Origin of the sequence: Actinoplanes sp. NPDC049681, assembly GCF_044465265.1 — a bacterium.
Taxonomy (GTDB): domain Bacteria; phylum Actinomycetota; class Actinomycetes; order Mycobacteriales; family Micromonosporaceae; genus Actinoplanes.
Genome location: NZ_JBITLP010000004.1, coordinates 573661 through 589929 on the forward strand (window position 1 = coordinate 573661; position 16269 = coordinate 589929).

Here is a 16269-nt window from a genome sequence, read left to right on the forward strand (position 1 = left end):
CGCGAGCACCGACGGTCGAGGGGGAGCATCACATGCAGGTGTGGCCGGGGCACCGGTATCCACTGGGCGCGACGTACGACGGGACGGGCACCAACTTCGCGATCTTCTCGGAGGTCGCCGAGGCCGTAGAGCTGTGTCTCTTCGACGCTTCGGGCAACGAGCGGAAGGTCCAGCTGCACGAGCAGGACGCTTTCGTCTGGCACGCGTACCTGCCGGGGGTGGAGCCGGGTCAGCGGTACGGCTATCGGGTGTACGGGCCCTACGACCCGTCGCGCGGCCTGCGGTGCAACCCGCACAAGCTGCTGCTGGACCCGTACGCCCGGGCGGTGGACTCGGACATCGACTGGCACCCGAGCCTGTACGCGTACGACTTCGACAACCCCGACCAGATGTCCGATCTGGACTCGGCGCCGCACATGGCGAAGGGCGTGGTCGTCAACCCGTACTTCGACTGGGGTAACGACCGGCGCCCGGACATCCCGTACCACCACTCGGTGATCTACGAGTCGCACGTCAAGGGCCTCACCGAGCGTCACCCCGACGTGCCCAAGGACATGCGGGGCACGTACGCGGCGATCGGCCACCCGGCGATCATCGACCACCTCGCGAAGCTGGGCGTGACGGCGCTCGAGCTGATGCCGGTGCACCAGTTCGTCCACGACAACCGCCTCGCCGACCTGGGGCTGCGCAACTACTGGGGCTACAACACCCTGGGCTTCTTCGCGCCGTACCACGGCTATTCGGCGATGGGCTCGCTCGGCCAGCAGACCCAGGAATTCCGGGGCATGGTCAAGGCGCTGCACGCCGCGGGCATGGAGGTCATCCTCGACGTCGTCTACAACCACACGGCGGAGGGCAACCACCTCGGCCCGACGATGAGCCTCAAGGGCATCGACAACCGGACCTACTACCGGCTCGTCGACGACCAGCCCAATTTCTACATGGATTACACGGGTACGGGTAACAGCCTCAACGTGCGCAGCCCGCAGAGCCTCCAGCTGATCATGGACTCGCTGCGGTACTGGGTCACCGAGATGCACGTCGACGGCTTCCGTTTCGACCTGGCGTCCACCCTCGCCCGGGAGTTCTACGACGTCGACCGCCTGTCCACCTTCTTCGAGGTGGTTCAGCAGGACCCGGTGGTCGGGCAGGTCAAGCTCATCGCCGAGCCCTGGGACGTCGGGCCGGGCGGCTACCAGGTCGGCAACTTCCCGCCGAACTGGACGGAGTGGAACGGCAAGTACCGCGACACCGTGCGCGACTTCTGGCGCGGCGAGCCCGCCACCCTCGCGGAGTTCGCCAGCCGGATCACCGGGTCCGCCGACCTCTACCAGGACGACGGCCGCAAGCCGTTCCACTCGATCAACTTCGTCACCGCGCACGACGGGTTCACGCTCAACGACCTGGTCTCGTACAACGACAAGCACAACGAGGCCAACGGGGAGGAGAACCGCGACGGCGAGAGCCACAACCGCTCGTGGAACTGCGGCACCGAGGGCCCGACCGACGACAAGGCCGTGCTCGCCCTGCGTGCCAAGCAGCGGCGCAACTTCCTCGCCACGCTCATGCTCAGCCAGGGCGTACCGATGATCTCGCACGGCGACGAGCTCGGCCGCACCCAGCAGGGCAACAACAACGCCTACTGCCAGGACAACGAGCTCAGCTGGATCGACTGGGAGAACGCCGACGAGACGCTGCTCGAGTTCACCCGCAAACTGACCGCGTTCCGCCACCGCCACCAGGTCTTCCAGCGGCGCCGGTTCTTCACCGGCCTGCCGGTCACCGCCCGCGGCGGCGGCGACCCGCTGCCCGACCTCGAATGGTTCACGCCGGACGGGCGCCAGATGGCCGGCGACGACTGGGGCAACGACTTCGGCCGCGCGGTCGCCCTCTTCGTCAACGGCGAGGGCATCCGCGAGCGCGGCCAGTACGGCCAGCGCCACGTCGACAGCTCGTTCCTGCTGTTCTTCAACGCCCACGACGCGCCGATCGAGTTCGCCACCCCGCCGGCCGAGTACGGCGAGAAGTGGGAGAAGGTCATCGAGACGGCCGAACCGTCGCCCGACCGCCCGAACGTGGTCGAGGCGGGCTCCAAGATCCTCGTACCGGACCGCTCGCTCATCGTCTTGGACAGGACGGTTTAATGGCCCCCCACCAGCCCACTGGTACGTACCGTGTGCAGATCCGCCCCGACTTCGGCTTCAAACCCACGGCTGAGCAGGCCGACTACCTGGCCGACCTCGGCGTCAGCGACCTCTACCTCGCACCGATCCTCACCGCCGCGCCCGGTTCCGAGCACGGCTACGACGTCGTGGACCACACCCGGGTCAGCCCGGCCCTCGGCGGCGAGGAGGGCCGGGTCGCGCTCAAGGCCGCCCTGGACGCGGCCGGGCTGGGGCTGGTCGTCGACATCGTGCCCAACCACGCCGGGGTGGCCGTGCCCGCCGCCAACCCGACGTGGTGGGACGTGCTGAAGAACGGGCAGGATTCGGCGTACGCGAAGTTCTACGACATCGACTGGTCCCGCGGGAGGCTGCTGATCCCGGTGCTGGCCGACGAGCCGGACGCACTCGACGACCTGCGCGTCGAGGACGGCGAGCTGCACTACTTCGACAAGCGCTACCCGATCGCCGACGGTACGGGCGAGGGCACCGCCCGGGAGGTGCACGACCGGCAGCACTACGAGCTCGTCAACTGGACCCGCGGCGACGCCGAGCTCAACTACCGCCGGTTCTTCGCCATCGTCGACCTCGCCGGGCTGCGCGTCGAGGATCCGGAGGTCTTCGAGGCCACCCATCGCGAGATCCTGCGCTGGTATGCCGAGGGCGCGGTCCAAGGCCTGCGCGTCGACCACCCGGACGGCCTGCGCGACCCGGGCGACTACCTGCGCCGGCTGCACGAGGCGGCACCGGACGCATGGCTCGTGGTGGAGAAGATCCTCGAGCCGGGGGAGGAGCTGCCCGACTGGCCGGTCGCCGGCACCACCGGCTACGACGCCCTCGCCGAGGTCTGCGGCGTCTTCGTCGACGCCACCACCGAGCGCTTCTTCGACACCCTCGACCACTACCTCACCGGCGGCGAGACCAGCTGGCAGGACCTCGTCCACCGGACGAAGTACCACCTCGCCACCACTCAGCTCGCCGCCGAGCTGGCCCGGATGTGCCGCCTGGTGCCCGAGATCGACGACGCCGCCGAGGCCCTCGCCGAGCTGGCCGCCTGCTTCCCGGTCTACCGCTCGTACCTACCGTTCGGTTCGCGGCACCTGGCCCGGGCCCGCTCCGAGGCCGGCCGCCGCCGCCCCGGGCTGACCGCGGCCCTGGACCTGCTCACCGCCCGGCTGCGCAACCCGGCCGACGAGCTGGCGATCCGCTTCCAGCAGTACACCGGCGCGGTGATGGCCAAGGGCGTGGAGGACACCGCCTTCTACCGGTGGACCCGCTTCACCGCCCGCAACGAGGTCGGCAACGACCCGTCGAAGTTCGGCGTCAACCTGGACGAGTTCCACGACACCGCCGGCGAGCGCCAGCGGCGCTGGCCGACCGGCATGACGTCGCTCTCCACCCACGACACCAAGCGCAGCGAGGACGTCCGCGCCCGGCTCGCCGTGCTCGCCGAGCTCCCCGGCGACTGGACCGAGGTGGTCCGCCGCTGGGTACGGACCGCGCCGCTGCCCGATCCGGCCCTCGCCCACCTGATCTGGCAGGCCGCGGTCGGCGCGTGGCCGATCGAGCGGGAACGGCTGCAGGCGTACGCCCTGAAGGCCGCCCGCGAGAGCGGCGTCGGCACCAGCTGGACCCGGCAGGACGAGAAGTTCGAGACCGCGCTGCGGACCATGGTCGACCGGATCTACGACGACCCCGCCCTGCACGGCGAGGTCGGCGACTTCGTCCGCTCGATCACCGCACCCGGGTGGTCGAACTCCCTCGGGCAGAAGCTGGTGCAGCTCACCATGCCCGGCGTGCCGGACGTCTACCAGGGCACCGAGCTGTGGGACTACTCGCTGGTGGACCCGGACAACCGGCGCCCGGTCGACTTCGGCCTGCGCCGCGAGCTGCTCGCCCGCATCGACGACGGCTGGCAGCCGCCGATCGACGAGAGCGGCGCCGCCAAGCTGCTGGTCACCAGCCGGACCCTGCGCCTGCGCCGGCAGCGCCCGGAACTCTTCCGCGACTACCGGCCGGTGTTCGCCGACGGCCGGGCCGCCGAGCACGTGATCGCCTTCGACCGTGGTGGGGTGGTCGCGGTGGCGACGCGCCTGCCGTTGGGATTGTCACGCCACGGCGGCTGGCACGACACCACGCTGACACTCGACGGCCACACCTGGACGGAAGTCTTCACCAACACCAGCTACGGCGGGAACCGCCTGGCCGTGGCCGATCTGCTGCACACGTACCCCGTCGCTCTGCTGGTGAAAGAGTAACCATGACCCTGTTCGAGGTATGGGTGCCCGAGAAGACCGTCAAGCTGCGGATCGACGGGGCCGAGCGGGACATGGAACGCGGCGACGACGGGTGGTGGCGCCTGGACGTGGCCGAGGCCGGGCCCGGCACCGACTATGCGTACCTTTTGCCGGATCACGACAGCCCGCTTCCCGACCCGCGCTCGAGATGGCAGCCTGAGGGCGTGCACGGCCCCAGCCGGGTGTACGACCACGCGGCCTTCTCCTGGACGGACGGCGCCTGGACCGGGCGTCAGCTCCCCGGTTCCGTCCTCTACGAGCTGCACGTCGGCACCTTCACCCCGGAAGGCACCTTCGAGGCCGCCATCGAGCGCCTCGACCACCTCGTCGAGCTCGGCGTCGACCTGGTGGAGCTGCTGCCCGTCAACGCGTTCAACGGCGAGTACAACTGGGGCTACGACGGCGTCTGCTGGTACGCGCCGCACGAGGCGTACGGCGGCCCCGACGGGCTCAAGCGTTTCGTCGACGCGGCCCACGCCAAGGGCCTCGGCGTGGTGCTGGACGTGGTCTACAACCACTTCGGGCCCAGCGGCGCGTACGCCCCCATGTTCGCGCCGTACCTCAGCGCGGCGGGCGCCAACCCGTGGGGCGCCTCGGTCAACCTGGACGGCCCGCTCTCCGACGAGGTACGCCGGTACATCATCGACAGCGTCCTGGCCTGGCTGCGCGACTACCACGTCGACGGCCTGCGGCTGGACGCCGTGCACGCCCTGGTCGACCACAACGCGATCCACCTGCTCGAGCAGATGGCGACCGAGGTCGAGAGTCTGTCGACGCACCTGGGCCGCCCGCTGTCGCTGATCGCCGAGTCCGACCTCAACGACCCGACGCTGATCACCCCACGCGAGGCCGGCGGGTACGGCCTGCAGGCCCAGTGGGACGACGACGTGCACCACGCCCTGCACGCCCTGCTCACCGGGGAACGGCAGGGGTACTACGACGACTTCGGCTCGCTCGAATGCCTGGAGACGGTGCTGACCGGCGCCTTCTTCCACGCGAACACGTGGTCGAGCTTCCGCCGGCGCCACCACGGCCGGCCGGTCGACCGCAACCGGGTGCCGGGGCACCGCTTCGTCGCGTACCTGCAGAACCATGACCAGATCGGCAACCGGGCCATCGGCGACCGGCTGTCGGCGACCCTGTCGCCGGGCCTGCTGAAGATCGGCGCGACGCTGCTGCTGACCTCACCGTTCACGCCGATGCTGTTCATGGGCGAGGAATGGGCGGCCAGCAACCCCTGGCAGTTCTTCACCAGCCACCCCGAGCCCGAGCTGGCGGCCGCGGTGCAGACCGGCCGGCGGCGCGAGTTCGCCTCTCACGGGTGGGCCGAGGCCGAGGTGCCGGACCCGCAGGACCCGGCCACCTTCGAACGCTCCAAGCTCGACTGGTCCGAACGCGACAAGCCGGGCCACGCCGAGATGCTCGACCTGCACAAGCGGCTGATCGCCCTGCGCCGCGAGCACCCCGACCTGTCCGACCCGCGCCTCGACCGCGTGGAGGTCTGGCACGGCGACCACTTCGTCGTGATGCGCCGCGGCCGGTGCGTGGTGGCGGCCAACCTGGCGCCGGTGCCGCAGACGGTCAGCCTGCGCTCGGTGCCGACCAAGGTGCTGCTCGCCACCGAACCCGGCGTGGTCCTGCAGCGCGACCGGGTGGAGCTGCCGGCAGAGGCCGCGGTGGTGGTGTTCGCGCGCTGATCAGCGATGCGCGTTGGTGCGCGCCACCGCCGCCGGGTCCGGTGCGGCGGGGCGTGCGCCGCGCCAGCGCTGGCCGATCCGGTAGGCGAAGGCGCGCGAGCCGTGGATGAAGCCGGTCGGGTGCAGGTCGGCCGGGACGTTGCGCACCGGGTCGAACGCCAGCGCCGCGTCGGTGGTCGCCGGCAGCGCCCGGCCGAAGCGCACCCGGCCGACGAGCCTGGTGGGGCCGTCGCCGTCGGCGGCTGCGAGCATCAGTCGCGCGCCGTCGTCGACTGCGGCCGCGGTGACCGATTCGAGGGTACGGCCCAGCGCGCGGCCGTCCAGATCCGGCTGGATGCTGAGGTGGAGCTTCGCGCCGGTGCCCGTGCGGTAGGGCAGGATCGTGCCGTACCGGCTGTCGAAGCTGGGCCGTGGCACCGGCACGTGCCGGAGCCATCGCCCCCGGCCGGCCGTCGAGAAGAGCAGGTCGGTCCGGTGCCCGGCGACCGGCCCGTGGATCCGCAGCGCGACCCCGAGCACGTCCGGGTAGCCCGGTGGGGTGCCGGCGCCCTTGGAGATCCGCAAGGTCACCGGGTGGCGGCCGGGGCGATCGAGCAGGGCCGCGCCGGTCGGCGTACCGAGGCCCCAGATCTCCAGCTCGCCGGTGAACGAGCGGCCGTCCGGATGCAGGAAACGACGGGTGCGGGAGCGTACGACCCGCACCCCGGCGGCGATCACACCGGCCGTCACGAGGGCACGCGCGAGTCTCATGGTCGCCCGGGTACCCGGTGATGTCGCGCTCATGCTTCACCATGGTCGGCATGTGGGGCAGGAAGCGGCGGCGGAAGCGCAGGGGCGGAGCGATCGACGCCTGCGACTGTGACTGCGATGTCTGTGACATCCCTGGGTGCGACTTCGGTCTGCTCAGCATGACTCTGCTGGCCTTCGCCCGGATCGGTGGTGCAGCACGCGGCTCGGGCAGCGCCCGTGCGGTCACCGCGGCGATCCGGGGCTATCGCCGGGTGTCGCCCCGGCTGCCGACCCGCTGCCGTTTCACGCCGACGTGCAGCGCGTACGGGCTGGAGGCGGTGCAGCGCTACGGGACCCGCCGGGGGCTGATCCTGACCGCCGGGCGGCTGCGCCGGTGCCGGCCGGGTGTCGCGTACGGGACCGCCGACCCCGTTCCGTGACCTTGATCAGGCACGATGGTCGCGCCGCGAGGGGAACGGGAGAGCTGTGTCGACGATGGACGGGGAACGGACGCCGGTCCGCAAGGTGGTGGTGCGCCGGCCGCCGAAGCAGCGCGGTGTGCCCCGGCAGCGTGCGCGGGAACGCCGCGGCGAGCGCGCCCTGACCGGGCTTCGCCGAACTTTCGCACTGCCTGCCGAGACGGTCCGGCCGTGGGGTTCCTCGCTGGCACCGTGGCGGCTCGCCGCGCTCGGTGTGGTGCTGATCGTCGTGCTGGCCTTCTCCTGGGTGTCGCTGTTCCACGTCGGGCCGCCGTCGGTGGAGGACCTGCGCCGTGCGGCCGGCGTCGACGAGTGGCGCACCCTGCCGATCGGCGTCAAGGACGACCAGCCGGGCATCGCCTACCGCGACAAGGACGGCAGCTGGAGCGGGTTCGACATCGACATCGCGTACATGATCGCGGAGGATCTCGGTTTCCGCCGGGACGACGTGCGCTTCTACGGCATCGAGAGCGAGGACCGGGCCCGCATGGAGGCCAGCGATCTCAAGGGCAACCCGGTGCCGGTGAAGATGGTGATCGCGAGTTACAGCATCACCGCGAAGCGCGAGGAGATGCCCAACGTCATGTTCTCCTCCTCCTACCTGCACACCGAGCAGTCCGTCATCACCCTGCGCGGGCACGCGAAGGTCGCCAGCCTCGAGGAGTTCAAGGGCAAGAAGGTCTGCACCCTCTCGGCTTCGACCAGCGCGATCACCGCGTCGGTCTCGGGCGCCGAACTGGTCCGGCGTAACCGCGTCTCGCAGTGCTTCGACGAACTGGACAACCCCTCGAGCGGGGTTGACGCGATCAGCACCGATGCGGCCATCCTGGGGGGATTCAAGGCGAAATTCCCCGACAAGTACGACCATTGGGACCTCGGCGACGACAACACCGAGGCGTGGGGCGTCAGTGTCGGGGACAACAAGGCGCTGCGGGACCTGGTGAACCTGACCCTCTACCGGTCCTACGCCGATCCGAAGGACGCCCGGTGGGAGCAGGCCTATCAGAAGAACATCGCTCCCGAGGCGAGCTCGAACGTCGAGCCCGACAAGACGCCCGTTCCGCTCGCACGCCCGCAGCAGCCGGAGACGCCCCGGCCGTACGTGCGTGAGCTGCCGTGGGAGGACCTCACCTCGTGACCACGGTGCGAACCTACGATCGCCGGCCGAAGTTGCGGCGGGCTCAGCTGAACTGGCTCCTGACCGCGCTCCCCGCGTTCCCCTTGGTGCTGCTCGTACTGCGGCTCTGGTATCTGAGCCGCCAGGACCTGCCGACGATGCTGCTCCTGGTGCAGTACATCAGCCCGCTCGGCATGATCAGCGCCCTGGTCATCACGCTGGTCTGGATCGTGCCCGCCGTGGTGCTGGTCCTGCGGACGCTGGGCGGCATCCTGCTGGTGAGCACGCCCGACGAGGACGAGACGGCGCGCCGTTCGCTGCTCGCGCTCACCGTCCTGCGGATGCCCGACTGGGTCGTGCTGCTGGCGGTCGCGCTGGCCGGCTTCACCTGGCAGATGCGGATGCTGCCGACGCTGCTGATGCTCGTGATCGCGATCCTCGGGCTCACGGCGGTGCAGCGCTATCCGACCGAGCACCGCATGCTCGTCGTGGTCACCCTGGTGATCCCCGTCGTGCTCGGCCTGCTCGAGCTGATCTGGTTGCGGCCCGGCATCCGCGTCGCGTGGTCCGCCGGTGAGGCCGGCACCGCGGTGCTGCTCATCGCGCCGCCGCTGCTGGGCTGGCTGCTCACCGGCCCGGTCCCGGCCCGCGCGGCCCGGCTGGCGACGCACTGGCCGGCGGTGGCGGGGGCGTTGATCGCACCCTTCGTCATCGGCGTCGTCTTCCTGCGGGCGCCCGTGCTGCCGAACAGTGCGGTCGAGGTGCGCGACGGGGACGCTCCGGTGCGGGTGATCCGCGGCCAGCTCATCACCGTCGACGACACGGCCACCACGATCCTGCAGCGCGGCGGCGAGGTCGTCTTCGTCCCGAACGCGCAGGTGCAGTCCAAGACCCTCTGCGCCGACCCCGTACGCACCCAGCACAGCCGGATCACCGTGCGGGGGTGGGCGGTCGACGAGTCCGCGCTGGAGTGGGTCGCACCCACCAGACCGCTCTCGGACGTCGATCCGCGATGCGTCGGCCGGCCGCTCGTTCCGTGACGGGATGCCCTTTTCCGCAGTTCGCGAGCGATCGATGATGGTTCACCCCCTACCTTGGGTCGCGCCCACGGCAAGTGGTGCCGGTAGCCTTCACCGTCGTGAACAAGTCTCGCTGTGACGGCGCGCCGCCGACCGCGTGCAGACAGGCTGGACCCGACCTGGCAGGCTGCACGCCATGACCTTGCACCTGCGGTGGGCGGCCGTCACCGATAAAGGCCACGTGCGAAGCAGCAATCAGGACTGCTACTACGCCGGTGACCGGCTTCTGGTCGTCGCCGACGGCATGGGTGGAATGGCCGCCGGGGACGTCGCCAGCCGTCTCGCCGTCGAGGCCATGGCGTCGCTGGACGTCCCGATCGACAACGATCATCAGATGGACGCGCTGCACAAGGCCCTCGAGGTCGCCAACGGGCGGATCGCCGAGACCGTCGCCGGCGACGCCGCCCTGCAGGGCATGGGCACCACGCTGACCGCGGTCATCTTCTCCGCCGACCGGGCCGCCCTCGCCCACGTCGGCGACAGCCGCGCCTACCTGTTGCGCGACGGCCGGCTCAACCAGCTCACCAAGGACGACACGTACGTCCAGATGCTCGTCGACCAGGGGCTGATCCGGCCCGAGGAGGCGGGCAGCCACCCGCGGCGCGCGGTCGTGACGCAGGCGCTGCAGGGTGAGCCGGTCAGCCCGTCGTACGTGATCGTCGAGCCCGAGCAGGGCGACCGCTGGCTGCTCTGCAGCGACGGCCTGACCACGGTGGTGGCCGCCGACCAGATCGAGGCCGAGCTGCTCGCCGGCGACGCGCCGCAGGTGTGCGCCGAGCGCCTGACCGACCTCGCGCTGCGCGGCGGTGGCCCCGACAACGTCACCGTGATTGTCGCGGATCTGACAGTCGAGGACTGAGCGCCCGGGTTGTCCGGCGGCGCACGCTTCTTGCAGGTGGCCGCGGCTGCGGTACCTTACTCCGGTCGCTCGGCGGTGGATGATCCCGTCGACGACCGGTTCGTTCCAGGGCGCTGCGGGTGGTGATGACGACGGGACTGCCGGCACGGTTGCCCGTGACGCTGGTGCTCGTCGCCGTCGTCGCGGCCGTCGGCGCGTCGGTCGTCCCCGCCGGCACCGCGCAGCGGCTCTACGACGACACCACCCAGTTCGCGGCCGGCGCCGCGGCCGCGATCGCCTGCTTCCACGCGGCTCGCGGCCACACCGGCGTCCGCATCGTGTGGCGCGTGCTGCTCGGCGCTGCCCTGGCGACGTGGGCGCTGGTGCGGCTCTGGTGGACGATCCGCGACATCGCCGGCCCCACCACGGTTCCCGCCGTCTCGGTCGCCGACGTGGCCCTGCTGACCCTGCCGCTGCTGACCTTCGTGGCGCTGGTCGCCGGCTCCATGGCGCTGCCCCGGCCGGTGCAGGCGTCGCTGCGGCGCGACCGCACGGTGCTGGTCATCGACAGTGTGCTGATCACCGGTTCGCTGCTGGCGATCGTGTGGCCGGCGCTGCCCGTCCGGCTGTTCGACGAGGCCGGGCGCGACCCGTGGGCCGTGGCGGTGGCGGCCGCGTACCCGGTCGTCGACCTGGTGCTGATCGTCATGGGTGTGCTGCTGCTGATCACCCGGCCCTCGTCGCGGGCCGCGCTGGCGCCGCTGCGGCTGATGGTGTGCGCGATGATCGCTCTCGGCTGCTCGGACACCCTGCGGCTGCTGCGTCCCGGCGACGGGCTGCCCGCCTCGCTCGTGTCGGCCGGATACCTGCTCGGGCCGGCGTTGCTCGCGCTCGCCGCGGCGAGCAACAAGGGGCTGGGCGAGGTACGGCCGCTGGACCGGGTGGAACGGGACTGGCTGCACCTGCTGCTGCCGTACGTGCCCGTGGTGGCCACCGGTGTCTTCATCGCGGTGCGCACCGGCAGCGGCGGGCAGCTGACGTCGTACGAGGCCTATCTCGGCTGGCTGGTGCTCGGCCTGGTCGTGGCGCGGCAGATGTTCACCATCGTGGACAACACCGTGCTGCTGGCGCGGGTCTCCGAGGGCCAGCAGGAGCTGCACCACCTGGCGTACCACGATCCGCTGACCGGGCTCGCCAACCGCGCGCTGTTCCAGGAGCGGCTGGTGCTCGCGCTGGACGCGTACCGTCATCGCCGGGTGCCCGTGGCCCTGCTCTTCGCCGACCTGGACGATTTCAAGCTGATCAACGACGGTTTCGGCCACGCGATGGGTGACCGGTTGCTGCGGATCGTCGCCGACCGCCTGCGCGCCGCCGTCGGCCCGGGTGATCTGGTGGCCCGGCTCGGCGGCGACGAGTTCGCGGTCCTGCTGGAACGGCGCGGACCCGAGACCGAGGAGACCGGCCACCGGATCCTGGCGGCGCTGCGCGAGCCCTACGTGATCGACGGGCACACCGTCGCGGTCAGCGCCAGCCTCGGCCTGGTGCTGCCGGAGCCGGACGATCAAGAGCTCTCCGCGGACGTGCTGCTGCGCCGGGCGGACGCGGCCATGTACGTCAGCAAGCGCCGCGGCAAGAACGCCATGGCCCGCTACTCCGCGGGCGCCGGTGGCGGGCCCAACGCCGACCTGCCGCACCTGCTGGCCCGGGCCGTGGGGGCGCCGGCCGAGTTTGGCTTCGAGACGTACTACCAGCCGATCGTCCGGTTCTCCGACGGCGCCGTGGTGGCGGTGGAGGCGCTGGCCCGGTGGACCGATCCGATCGCCGGGCCGGTGGACCCGGAGGTGTTCGTGACGGTCGCCGAGCGCACCGGGCTGGTCGCGGCCATCGACGACTTCGTGCTCGACCGGGCGTGCGCGGACGCGGCGGCGCTGGCCAACGCGTACGGCCGCCCGATCGACGTGCACGTCAACGTCTCGGCCGCGCGGCTCGGGCAGCACGGGCTCGAGGAGGCGGTGCTGTGCGCGCTGGAGCGGCACGCCGTACGCCCGTCGCGCCTCGTCGTCGAGATCACCGAGACCCGCCGGATTCCCGAGCTGCCACCGGCCGTGGAAGTGCTGCACCGGTTGCGGCAGCACGGCGTACGGGTAGCCCTCGACGACTTCGGCAGCGGCTACAACGCCCTGGCCCAGCTGCACTCGCTGCCCGTGGACATCGTCAAGCTGGACTCCACACTGACCGATGTGGACGTCGCACCCGAGCGGGCGGGCGCACTGTGCCGCTCGGTGCTGCGGATCTGCGCCGAGCTGGGCGTGTCCGTGGTGGCCGAGGGGGTGGAGACCCCGGCCCGGGCCCGGGCGCTGGTGGACCTCGGCTGCGATCTCGGCCAGGGATACCTGTTCGGCCAGCCCGCGCCGGCCCGCAGCCTGACCCGGGCGATCCCCACGCAGTCCGGTCCCGGAATGATGATCGCGCCCTAGCTTCTCCGCCGGTTGGTGTGCCGGGTCGGCGCGGCGGCCGCCGGGTCCTCGGGCCACGGATGGCGCGGATACCGGCCGCGCATCTCGGCGCGCACCTGCGGGTAGGCGTTGACCCAGAACGAGGCCAGGTCGCCCGTGACGGCGAGCGGGCGGCCGGCGGGGGAGAGCAGGTGCAGCACGACCGGCACCCGGCCGCCGGCCAGCCGCGGGGTGTCCTGCCAGCCGAAGGTCTCCTGCAGCTTCACCGCCAGCACCGGGGCGGCCGGTTCGCCGTAGTCGACCCGGATCGCGGATCCGCTCGGCACCGGCAGGCGCTCGGGCGCCATCTCGTCGAGGCGACCCGCGATCTCCCACGGCAGCAGCCGCCGCAGCGCCGTGGCAACGTCGATCCGCGCCAGGTCGGCGCGGCGGCGGGCCCGGCCCAGGTCCAGCCAGTCGGCGCCGGCCAGCGCCGCGTCCGACACGTCGGGCCAGGGCTCGCCCAGCGTCGCGTGGAGGAAGGCGAGCCGCTGCCGCAGCGCCGTCGCAGCCGGTGACCAGCTGAGCAGCCCGAGCCCCTCCCGGCGCAGGCCCTCGAGCAGGGCCGCCCGCACCAGCGCCGGATCCGGGTCCTCGATCCGGCGCTCCGCCAGGGTGATCGCGCCCAGCCGCTCGATCCGCCGGGCCACCACGTCACCGTCGATCCAGCCGATCTCGGTCGCGGAGGCGACGAGGGTCTGCGCCGCGGTCCGGGCCGTCGTCTCGTCGAGCGGGGCCGCACTGCGGATGCGCGCGGTCCGTGCCCCCGGCGCGCGGTCCGCGTCGGCGACGGCCAGCCAGGTCGTTCCGGCCAGGCCGCTGCCGCCGGCCAGCTCCGCGGCGGTCCCGCCGGCCATCAGGTACGCCGGGGAGCCGGCCTCCCGCGCCCGGGCCACCCGTTCGGGGTACGCGAGGCCGACGACGAGTCCCGCCGCCAGGTCGTCGCCGAGGCGTGGCCCGCCGCTGCGGGCCGGTTGCCGGTCGAGGGCCGCGGTGAGCCGGCGTACCTCCGCGGTCCACGCCCCGTCCGGCTCGGACCGCGCCCGGCGCCACGCCGCGACCACGTCGTCGCCGGTGCGTCCGGCGTCGAGCAGGGCGACGATCTCGGCCGTCCGCCGGGCCCCGGCCAGCGGTGCACCGTCGAGCAACGCCCGGGCCAGGCGCGGGTGCAGCCCGGCGTCGGCCAGACTGCGCCCGCGTGCCGTCACCCGGCCCTCCTCGCCGGTGGCGCCCAGCGCCCGCAGGGTGCTCATCGCCGCCTGCAGGGCGCCCGGTGGCGGCGGGTCCGGCAGCGCCAGGCCGGTGCCGTCCGGGTGCCCCCACAGGGCGAGGTCGAGCGCGAAGCCGGTCAGGTCGGCCGCCGCCACCTCCGGCTCCGGCTGCGCGGGCAGGCGCTCGTGCTGGGCCTCGGACCAGCAGCGGTACACCCGCCCCGGAGCCTCGCGGCCCGCACGCCCCGCGCGCTGCACGGCCGCCGCCCGCGACACCGGCACGGTGACCAGGGCGCCCAAGCCGCGGGCGTGGTCCATCCGGGGCACCCGGCTGAGCCCGGCGTCGACCACCGCCCGTACCCCCGGAACCGTCAGGCTGCTCTCCGCGACCGCCGTGGCCAGCACGACCCGCCGCTGCGCCGACGGGCGCAGCGCGGCGTCCTGAATGGACCCCGGCTGCCGGCCGTGCAAGGGCACCACCGTGGCACCGACGTCACGCAGCCGCCCCGCCACCGCCTCGATCTCGCGGGCACCCGGCAGGAACACCAGCACGTCACCGTCGCCGTCGGCCAGAGCCCGGCGCACCGTCGCTGCGACGTGCTCCAGCAGCCGCGGGTCGACGCGCAGCCCGTGCGGCGGCGTGATCGGCTGCTTCGGCGGGCACCAGCGCACCTCCACCGGGTGCAGCGCCGCGCCGGCCGTGATTACCGGTACGTCGCCGAGCAGGGTCGCGAAGCGCTGCGCCTCGGCGGTCGCGGAGGTGGCCAGCACGTGCAGGTCGGGTCGCAGGGCGGCGCGTACCTCCACGAGGAAGGCCAGCGCCAGGTCGGAGTCCAGATGCCGCTCGTGGCACTCGTCCAGCACGACGACCGCCGTGCCGGCCAGCTCCGGGTCCCGGTGCAGCCGCCGGACCAGGACGCCGGTGGTCACCACCTCGACCCGGGTGCGCGCGGACACCCGGCGGTCGCCGCGCACGGTGTAGCCGACGCGCTCGCCCACGTCCTCGCCCAGCAGCGCGGCCATCCGCCTGGCCGCCGCGCGTGCCGCCACCCGCCGGGGCTCGGCCACGATCACCCGCCCCCGGTCGCCCGGGGCCAGCGCCAGCGGCACGACCGTGGTCTTGCCGGTTCCAGGCGGCGCCACCAGCACCGCCGCGCCGTGCGCCGCCAGCGCCGCGGACACGTCCGGCAGGGCCGGCCGGATCGGCAGGTCGGGAAGGGCGGCGGCGGAGATCAGCACCGGCCCAGTCTCGCGTACGGGATGTGGTGTGTTGAACACCCCCGCGGTGCCCCCCGGACTGGTTGACTGATCTCGTGAAGGCGTTTCATGCACTCCCCGCCGACGAGCTGGAGGCCACGCTGCTCGCCGTGTGCGCCGTTCCGGCATGGGCGCGGGCCGTCGCGGACGGGCGGCCGTACCCGTCGCGGGCGGCCCTGCTCTCCGCCGCCGATGCCGCCGCGCGCGACCTCACCTGGGAGCAGGTCTGCCAGGGGCTGGCCGCGCACCCGCGCATCGGGGAGCGGGCGGAGGGCGACTCGAGGGAGGCGGCCTGGTCCCGCCGCGAGCAGTCCACGGCGGCCGGTGGCACGGACGAGCGGGTCCGGGCCGCGCTGGTCGAGGCCAACCGGGCGTACGAGGAGAAGTTCGGTCACGTCTTCCTCATCTTCGCGAGCGGCCGGACCCAGGAGGAGATCCTCGCCGCGGCCCGCGAACGCCTCGGCAACGACGAGGAGACCGAGCGCGCGATCGTGGCCGGAGAGCTGCGCAAGATCGCCCTGCTGCGGCTGGAGAGGGTGCTCGATGGGCTCGAGTGAGCGGTCCGAGGCGGAGTCCGGTGCGGCGATCTCCACCCACGTCCTCGACACGATCACCGGCGATCCGGCCCGGGACGTGCCCGTACGCCTGGAACGCCGCGACGCGGACGGCTGGCGGCTGATCGCCGAGGGGCGTACGGACGGCGACGGCCGGCTCAAGCACCGGGTACCGCCGCACGACTGGCAGGCGGGCGGCTACCGCCTGGTGTTCGCCGTGGAGCCCTATCTCGGCGGGGACGCGTTCTTCCCGGAGATCACCATTGCCTTCCACATCCACGACACCGAGCGGGACTATCACGTGCCGCTGCTGCTGAGCCGATACGGCTACACCACCTACCGAGGGAGCTGACG

General features: G+C 72.4%; 12 protein-coding genes. 10 read left to right on the forward strand and 2 right to left on the reverse strand.

The genetic code is table 11. From position 1 onward, the window contains the following. The first annotated feature begins 32 nt into the window (after positions 1-32). The 3 genes from glgX to treZ are packed head-to-tail and all read left to right on the forward strand — an operon-like array spanning position 33 to position 6156. On the forward strand, positions 33-2144 hold the full coding sequence (glgX, locus tag ACIBO8_RS17045; protein WP_396116161.1) for a glycogen debranching protein GlgX: 2112 nt from the start codon (positions 33-35) through the stop codon (positions 2142-2144). Beyond that, on the forward strand, positions 2144-4420 hold the full coding sequence (gene treY, locus ACIBO8_RS17050) for a malto-oligosyltrehalose synthase (protein ID WP_396116162.1): 2277 nt from the start codon (positions 2144-2146) through the stop codon (positions 4418-4420). The genes glgX and treY overlap by 1 nt, the downstream gene beginning before the upstream one ends. Positions 4421-4422: 2 nt before the next feature. Continuing rightward, on the forward strand, positions 4423-6156 hold the full coding sequence (gene treZ, locus ACIBO8_RS17055) for a malto-oligosyltrehalose trehalohydrolase (RefSeq protein ID WP_396116163.1): 1734 nt from the start codon (positions 4423-4425) through the stop codon (positions 6154-6156). On the opposite strand, the gene ACIBO8_RS17060 is transcribed toward treZ, so the two are convergent. Then, complete coding sequence (locus ACIBO8_RS17060) at positions 6157-6906, reverse strand: hypothetical protein (protein WP_396116164.1); 750 nt, start codon at positions 6904-6906, stop codon at positions 6157-6159. It lies immediately after the preceding gene. A gap of 158 nt (positions 6907-7064) precedes the next feature. Between ACIBO8_RS17060 and yidD the strand changes: the two genes are divergently transcribed. The 5 genes from yidD (at position 7065) to ACIBO8_RS17085 (ending at position 12875) form a co-directional block, all read left to right on the forward strand. Next, positions 7065-7325, forward strand: coding sequence for a membrane protein insertion efficiency factor YidD (gene yidD, locus ACIBO8_RS17065; protein WP_396116165.1), 261 nt, complete (start codon positions 7065-7067; stop codon positions 7323-7325). 55 nt (positions 7326-7380) lie between these two features. Continuing rightward, positions 7381-8502: a transporter substrate-binding domain-containing protein gene (locus ACIBO8_RS17070; RefSeq protein WP_396116166.1), complete on the forward strand. Its 1122-nt coding sequence runs from the start codon at positions 7381-7383 to the stop codon at positions 8500-8502. Next, entirely contained in the window at positions 8499-9521 is a 1023-nt protein-coding gene (locus tag ACIBO8_RS17075) for a hypothetical protein (protein WP_396116167.1), read from the forward strand. The genes ACIBO8_RS17070 and ACIBO8_RS17075 overlap by 4 nt, the downstream gene beginning before the upstream one ends. 175 nt (positions 9522-9696) lie before the next feature. Next, positions 9697-10419: a PP2C family protein-serine/threonine phosphatase gene (locus ACIBO8_RS17080; RefSeq protein ID WP_396116168.1), complete on the forward strand. Its 723-nt coding sequence runs from the start codon at positions 9697-9699 to the stop codon at positions 10417-10419. Between the two features lie 125 nt (positions 10420-10544). Continuing rightward, the gene (locus ACIBO8_RS17085; protein ID WP_396116396.1) at positions 10545-12875 is read left to right on the forward strand and encodes a putative bifunctional diguanylate cyclase/phosphodiesterase; all 2331 of its coding nucleotides are present in this window, start codon (positions 10545-10547) and stop codon (positions 12873-12875) included. Here ACIBO8_RS17085 and hrpB read toward each other — a convergent pair. After that, positions 12872-15343: an ATP-dependent helicase HrpB gene (gene hrpB / locus ACIBO8_RS17090; protein WP_396116169.1), complete on the reverse strand. Its 2472-nt coding sequence runs from the start codon at positions 15341-15343 to the stop codon at positions 12872-12874. The genes ACIBO8_RS17085 and hrpB overlap by 4 nt on opposite strands. 74 nt (positions 15344-15417) lie before the next feature. Between hrpB and uraD the strand changes: the two genes are divergently transcribed. Further along, on the forward strand, positions 15418-15918 hold the full coding sequence (uraD, locus tag ACIBO8_RS17095) for a 2-oxo-4-hydroxy-4-carboxy-5-ureidoimidazoline decarboxylase (RefSeq protein WP_396116170.1): 501 nt from the start codon (positions 15418-15420) through the stop codon (positions 15916-15918). Next, a complete protein-coding gene (gene uraH / locus ACIBO8_RS17100) occupies positions 15905-16267 on the forward strand; it encodes a hydroxyisourate hydrolase (RefSeq protein ID WP_396116171.1) in 363 nt (120 codons plus the stop codon). Before uraD ends, uraH begins: the two co-directional genes overlap by 14 nt. The last annotated feature ends 2 nt before the right edge of the window (positions 16268-16269 follow it).